This is a genomic window from Curtobacterium sp. MCBA15_007 (genome assembly GCF_001864905.1).
Lineage (GTDB): Bacteria > Actinomycetota > Actinomycetes > Actinomycetales > Microbacteriaceae > Curtobacterium > Curtobacterium poinsettiae.
On record NZ_MJGM01000024.1, the window covers coordinates 95,482 to 101,182 of the forward strand.

Annotated in this window: 5 protein-coding genes; 3 read left to right on the forward strand and 2 right to left on the reverse strand. The window is 72.3% G+C overall.

Going from position 1 to position 5,701, the window contains the following annotated elements; genetic code table 11:
- Positions 1-70: 70 nt before the first annotated feature.
- A complete protein-coding gene (locus BIU95_RS12045) occupies positions 71-511 on the reverse strand; it encodes an OsmC family peroxiredoxin (protein WP_042541027.1) in 441 nt (146 codons plus the stop codon).
- A gap of 123 nt (positions 512-634) precedes the next feature.
- Here BIU95_RS12045 and BIU95_RS12050 point away from each other — a divergent pair, with 123 nt between their 5' ends.
- Complete coding sequence (locus tag BIU95_RS12050; RefSeq protein WP_071251767.1) at positions 635-1,249, forward strand: DUF805 domain-containing protein; 615 nt, start codon at positions 635-637, stop codon at positions 1,247-1,249.
- 22 nt (positions 1,250-1,271) lie between these two features.
- Positions 1,272-2,315, forward strand: a complete 1,044-nt coding sequence (locus BIU95_RS12055) for an NAD(P)-dependent alcohol dehydrogenase (RefSeq protein WP_071251768.1) — start codon at positions 1,272-1,274, stop codon at positions 2,313-2,315.
- Between the two features lie 69 nt (positions 2,316-2,384).
- Here the strand turns inward: BIU95_RS12055 and BIU95_RS12060 are convergent, their stop codons facing one another.
- Entirely contained in the window at positions 2,385-4,184 is a 1,800-nt protein-coding gene (locus tag BIU95_RS12060; RefSeq protein ID WP_217639440.1) for a gamma-glutamyltransferase family protein, read from the reverse strand.
- A gap of 233 nt (positions 4,185-4,417) precedes the next feature.
- On the opposite strand from BIU95_RS12060, the gene BIU95_RS19180 reads away from it, so the two are divergent.
- Complete coding sequence (locus tag BIU95_RS19180; RefSeq protein WP_071251770.1) at positions 4,418-5,614, forward strand: peptidoglycan DD-metalloendopeptidase family protein; 1,197 nt, start codon at positions 4,418-4,420, stop codon at positions 5,612-5,614.
- The last annotated feature ends 87 nt before the right edge of the window (positions 5,615-5,701 follow it).

A 5,701-nucleotide genomic window follows, 5' to 3' on the forward strand; every position in this document is an offset into this window, starting at 1 on the left:
CGGGAGGCCCGGTGCCAGCTGGCACCGGGCCTCCCGTCCGTCACGTCGTGACGGTTCCTGCTTCGCGCGCCTACTGCTCGAAGGTCGCGTGCAGCGTGATCTCGACGCCGGTCAGTGCCTTGCTGACGGGGCAGGTCGCCTTGGCGTCCTCGGCGGCCTTGAGGAAGGCGGCCTCGTCGATGCCGGAGACCTCGCCGCTGACGGTCAGGACGATGCCGGTGAGGCGGAAGCCGCCGTCCGGGTCCGGGCCGAGCGAGACGTCGGCCTTGACGTCGAGGGCCTCGACCGTGCCGCCGGCCTCGCCGAGGACGGCGGAGAACTGCATGGCGTAGCAGGCCGAGTGGGCGGCGGCGATGAGCTCCTCGGGGCTCGTGGTGCCGCCGGCGTCCTCGGCGGTGCGCTTCGGGAACGAGACGTCGTACGTGCCGACCTTCGAGCTCGAGAGTTCGACCTGGCCGGAACCGTCCTCGAGGCCGCCGTTCCAGGCGGTGCGTGCGGTGCGAGTGGGCATGCCCGCTCCTTTCGTGTGGGGGAGTGGTCCCGAGTGGGACCACCGCTCCCGAGTCAATCCGAGAACGCTCGTTCTCGCAACCGGCTCACGGTGAAGACGCAGGTCTGCCCTACGATCGGGCGCATGGGGGACAGTGAGGCCGTGAACTTCCGCAGGTCCGTGCTCGAACAGGGTCCGGCCGACGTGACGAACCCGGTGGTCGCCTGGCTGCGGTTCTGGACGCAAGGGTGGCGGTTCCACGGACGGGCGAGCCGTTCGGAGTTCTGGTGGGTGATCGCGCTCGAGCTCGCGCTGGCCGGGGTCGCGCTCTGGGTCGTCGGTGTGCACGGGACCGGAGGGCGGTGGGAGCTGTACGTCGACCCGTTCGGAGCCGTCCCCTCACCGCAGGTCTCGTTCGACCTGGTCGACCGCGGGCGGGACGGGTCGTTCGGTTGGGGGGCCGGCAACCGGGAGGTCTGGCCGGACGGGTGGGACCTGGTGCTGCTCGTCCCGACGATCCTGACCATCGTGCCCCGGTGGTCGCTGCTCGTGCGGCGGCTGCACGACCGGGACCACACCGGGCTGTGGATCCTGCTCCTCGTGTTCACCGGACCGATCGGCTGGCTCGTGGTGATGGGTATGGCCGCGAGCCGGTCCCGTCCGGGCGGAGCACGGTTCGACCGCGGTCTGTTCGGCGGCGGACGCGATCTCGCGGCAACTGGACGACACATGTCGTCCACGACGACAGGTGTAGCGTGAAGGGCGATCAAAGGAGACACCCATGCGCGCCGTCGTGTTCGAGCAGTACCAGACCTTCCCGTCCCTGACCGAGGTCCCGAAGCCCGTACCCGGACCCGGTGAGGTCCTGCTCAAGGTCGCCGGCGCCGGTGCCTGCCACTCCGACGTCGCCGTGTACCGCGAGTTCCAGCAGGGGCAGCCGGGAGCCCAGGCCCCCGCCTTCGTGCTCGGCCACGAGAACTCCGGCTGGGTCGAGGCTGTCGGCGACGGGGTGACGGGCTTCGCCGAGGGTGACGCCTACCTGGTCTACGGACCGGTCGGCTGCGGGCACTGCTCGTACTGCTCGAAGGGCCAGGACACCTACTGCGAGAACGCCGCGACGAACCCGTACATGGGCATCGGCCTCGGTCGCGACGGCGGCATGGCGGAGTACGTCAGCGTCCCCGCGCGGAACCTCGTGCCGCTCGGCGACGCCGACCCGGTCGCCGCCGCACCGCTGAGCGACGCCGCCCTCACGCCGTACCACGCGATCAAGAACTCCCTGCCGAACCTGGCCGGGGGCGGTCGCTTCGCACTCGTCGTCGGGCTCGGTGGCCTCGGGCAGATCGCCGTGCAGATCCTGACGGCGCTCACCGGCGCCACGGTCATCGCGACCGACATGAAGCAGGACGCGATGGACCGCGCGGCCGCCCGCGGCGCGATCACCGTCCCCGGTGGCCCGGACCAGGCGGAGCGCATCCGCGAGATCACCGGCGGACGCGGTGTCGATGCGGCGTTCGACTTCGTCGGAGCCACTCCCACGATCGGGGTCGCGCAGGCCTCGATGGCGGTCGGCGGCCGGTTCACCGTCGTCGGGATCGCGGGCGGCACCACCGAGTGGAACTTCTTCGCGACGCCGTACGAGTCGACGATCACGAACACCTACTGGGGCACCATCGAGGACCTGCACGAGGTCGTCGCGATGTACCGCGCCGGGCAGATCGTGCCCGACGTCGAGCGGTACGCGCTGTCCGACGCGCTCGAGGCGTACCGGAAGCTCGAGGCCGGCGAGCTCTCGGGCCGCGCGGTCGTCGTCCCGACGCTCTGAGCCGGGCTCGGGCGTCCCTGGTCGATCCCACTTTCCAGCGCGGGTGTCCTGGGAAGGAACGAGCGCCGGTCAGCGTCCCGCGGCATACCCCTGGTTGCCGCGGGGGTTCGCGGCGGCGCCGAGGACACCGGTGTCCGGGTCGCGCGTGACGCACGTCAACCGGCCGAGGCTCCAGTCGCCGCCACGCGTGACGACGTGTCCGCGGGCCTCGAGCGCGGCGATCACCTCGTCGCCCAGGCGGTCCTCGACGACCAGGCCCGCGGGCTCCCAGGTGCGCGGCCAGAACGACCCCGGGAACGACGTGGTGTGCAGGGCCGGGGCGTCGATGGCCTGCTGCGGGGAGTACCCGCCGACGATCCAGCGCAGCAGGAACAGCAGCTGCCACTGGTCCTGCTGGTCACCGCCGGGGGAGCCGAGCGCCGCAACCGGCTGCCCGTCGCGGAGCACCAGGGTCGGCGTCAGCGTGGTGCGGGGGCGCTCGCCGGGGCGCAGGGTCGAGGCCGTGTCCGGTTCGAGCCACGTCATCTGCAGGCGGGTGCCGAGGCAGAACCCGAGCTCCGGGATCGTCGGTGAGGACTGCAGCCAGCCGCCGGACGGGGTCGCGCTGACGATGTTGCCCCAACGGTCCACGACGTCGATGTGGCACGTGTCGCCGCGGGTCTCGCCGTCGGGGGTCACGAACGGCTCACCGCGGTCCTCGACCGGAGCAGCCGGGGGGACGTCGCCGTCACGGTCGCGGGCGACCTGCACGGTCGGTTCGCCCACACCCGCCGCCGCGGCGGAGCCGGAGGACGTGCGGATCGGCGGCATGGCGTGTCCGACCCCGGCGATCGTGCCGGGCCGGAGTTCGGCCGACGCACGCTCGCCGATGAGGGCGCGGCGTTCGTCGGCGTAGGCGTCGGAGAGCAGGACGTCGAGCGGGACCTCGCCGTCGCCGTAGAAGGCCTCGCGGTCGGCGAGCGCGAGCTTCTGCGCCTCGACGATCGTGTGCGCACCGAGCTCGGTGGAAGGGTCGAGCAGGGCGTCGTCGAGCGGTTCGAGCAGCCGCAGGGTCTGGAGGAGTGCCGGGCCCTGGCCCCACGCGCCGGTCTTGGCGATCGTGCAGCCCCGGAACGCCGCCGTCGTCGCGGGTTCGTACGAGGCCCGGAACGCGGCCAGGTCGGACGCGCGGATGACGCCGGCGTGGTCGGTGCCCGACGCGTGCCGGTGCGGTTCGCGGACGAACCGGTCGATCGCCTCGGCGACGAACCCCTCCGCCCACTCGGACCGGGCCGCATCGATGCGGCCGGTCCGGCTGCCGGCGCCGGAACCGGCGTCGACCAGTCGGTCGAGCACGGTGGCGAGCGCCTCGTTGCGCACCAGGTCCCCGGGGACCGGCACCGCGCCTCCCGGCAGCCACTGCGTGGCGGAGGTGGGCCAGTGCTCCTCGAACAGGTCCCGCACGGTCGTGATCGTCCGGACCACCGCGGGTGTGACCGGGTGGCCGTCGCGGGCGTACCCGACGGCCGGTGCGAGGACGTCGGCCAGCTCCCAGGTGCCGTGGTCACGGAGCAGCAGGAGCCAGGCGTCGACCGCGCCGGGGACGGCCGCGGCCAGCGCGCCGGAGCCGGGGACCAGGTCGAGCCCCTCGGCGCGGTAGTGCTCCGGTGTCGCACCCTCGGGAGCCGGACCCTGCCCGACCAGCACCGTCGGCGTGGGGTTCGCGGCCGTCGCGAAGACCGCCGTCAGGTCACCGCCCGGGCCGTTGAGGTGCGGCTCCACGACGTGCAGGACGAAGGCCCCGGCGACGGCCGCGTCGAACGCGTTGCCACCACGTTCGAGCACGGACTGGGCGGTCGCCGTCGCGATCCAGTGCGTCGAGGCCGCCATCCCGAACGTGCCCCGCAGGTCAGGTCGAGTGGTCTGCGCGGGGGGCTGGACGAAGGCAGGATTCGGCGTCGGCATGCCCCCATCCTGTCCCGCGGTGACCGGTCCGGTGCTGGAGACCCCCCGTCCGCGGGGTTGTGCACCCCGTGCAGAAAAGCGAACATCGTTCGGCGACTCGTGCAGGGCGAGCGCCGAACGGCCGCGCGCTCGTGTGGTCGGCCCGAGGCAGGGGATCCATGACCACCACTCCGTCGACCGTCGCTCGTGCGCGCCGACTCCCACGCATCGCCGGCGCCGTGATGGCACTGGCCCTGGCGGCCGGGGCAGTCGTCGCGACGGCCGAGCCGGCAGCGGCCTCTGCCGTCTGGGTCGGCTCGGTCCCCGCCGGCACGAAGATCCTGCCCGGCGACCAGGTCACGTCGCCGAACGGCCAGTTCAAGCTCATCATGCAGGGCGACGGCAACCTGGTCGAGTACGGCATCGGCAACCGCGTGCTGTGGGCGTCGAACACCGCCGGCAACTCCGGGGCGATCGCCGTCGTGCGCAAGGACCGCGCCCTCGACATCACCCGGAACGGCAAGCGCCTGGTGCGCTGGACGTCGGCGGGCACCGCGAGCTCCACGGCCTTCAAGGTCCGCGCCGACGGCACGATGGCCCTGCTTGCCGGCAAGGCCGTCGTCGTGGGCTGGACCGGGTTCCAGGACCGCGTCGCGTCGGGCAACAGGATCCTCGGCGGGACGGTCCTGCGCTCCGACACCTCGAACACGCGGATCCTCAACATGCGCACCGACGGCAACCTGGTGCAGAAGGTCAGCGGACGGGTCGTCTGGCAGTCGCGGACCGGCGGCCACCCGGGTGCCTGGGCCGAGCTGCAGACCAAGGGCAACTTCGTCATCTGGACCCGTGACGCGTCGCGTAAGAAGGTCGCGATCTGGAGCTCCCGCACCAGCACCGCCGGGACGGGCAACCTGCTCGTGCAGGTCGACGGCAACGTGGTGCTCTACGGGGCGAAGGACACCCGTGTCTGGTCGAGCCGACCGGTCACCGGCCTGGCCTGGCCCGTCAACGGCACGAAGATCACCGGGCGGTACGGCGACGACCGCGGCGCCGGGCACGTCCCGCGCTACCACCAGGGCACCGACGCCCCCGTGCCGGTCGGCACTCCCGTGTACGGCTCGGGGACGGGCACCGTAACGCGGACGGTCGCGAACGACGGGGCATACGGCAACTACATCGTCGTGACGTACGGCATGACGACGGTCCTGACGGCGCACCTCAGCAAGATCGAGGTGAAGCAGGGGCAGATCGTGAAGCTCGGCACCGAGATCGCGAAGTCCGGCAACACCGGGCAGTCGACGGGGCCGCACGTGCACGTCGAGACGCGGCGGAACGGCGTGCTCGTCGACCCGCTGAAGAACATGCACTTCCGCTGACGCGGGGCGGGGCGGGGAGTCGTTCGTCGTTGTGCGTCGCGTGTGTCGCGCGCGTCCTCGCCCCGCGCATCGAGTGAGCAGAAAAGG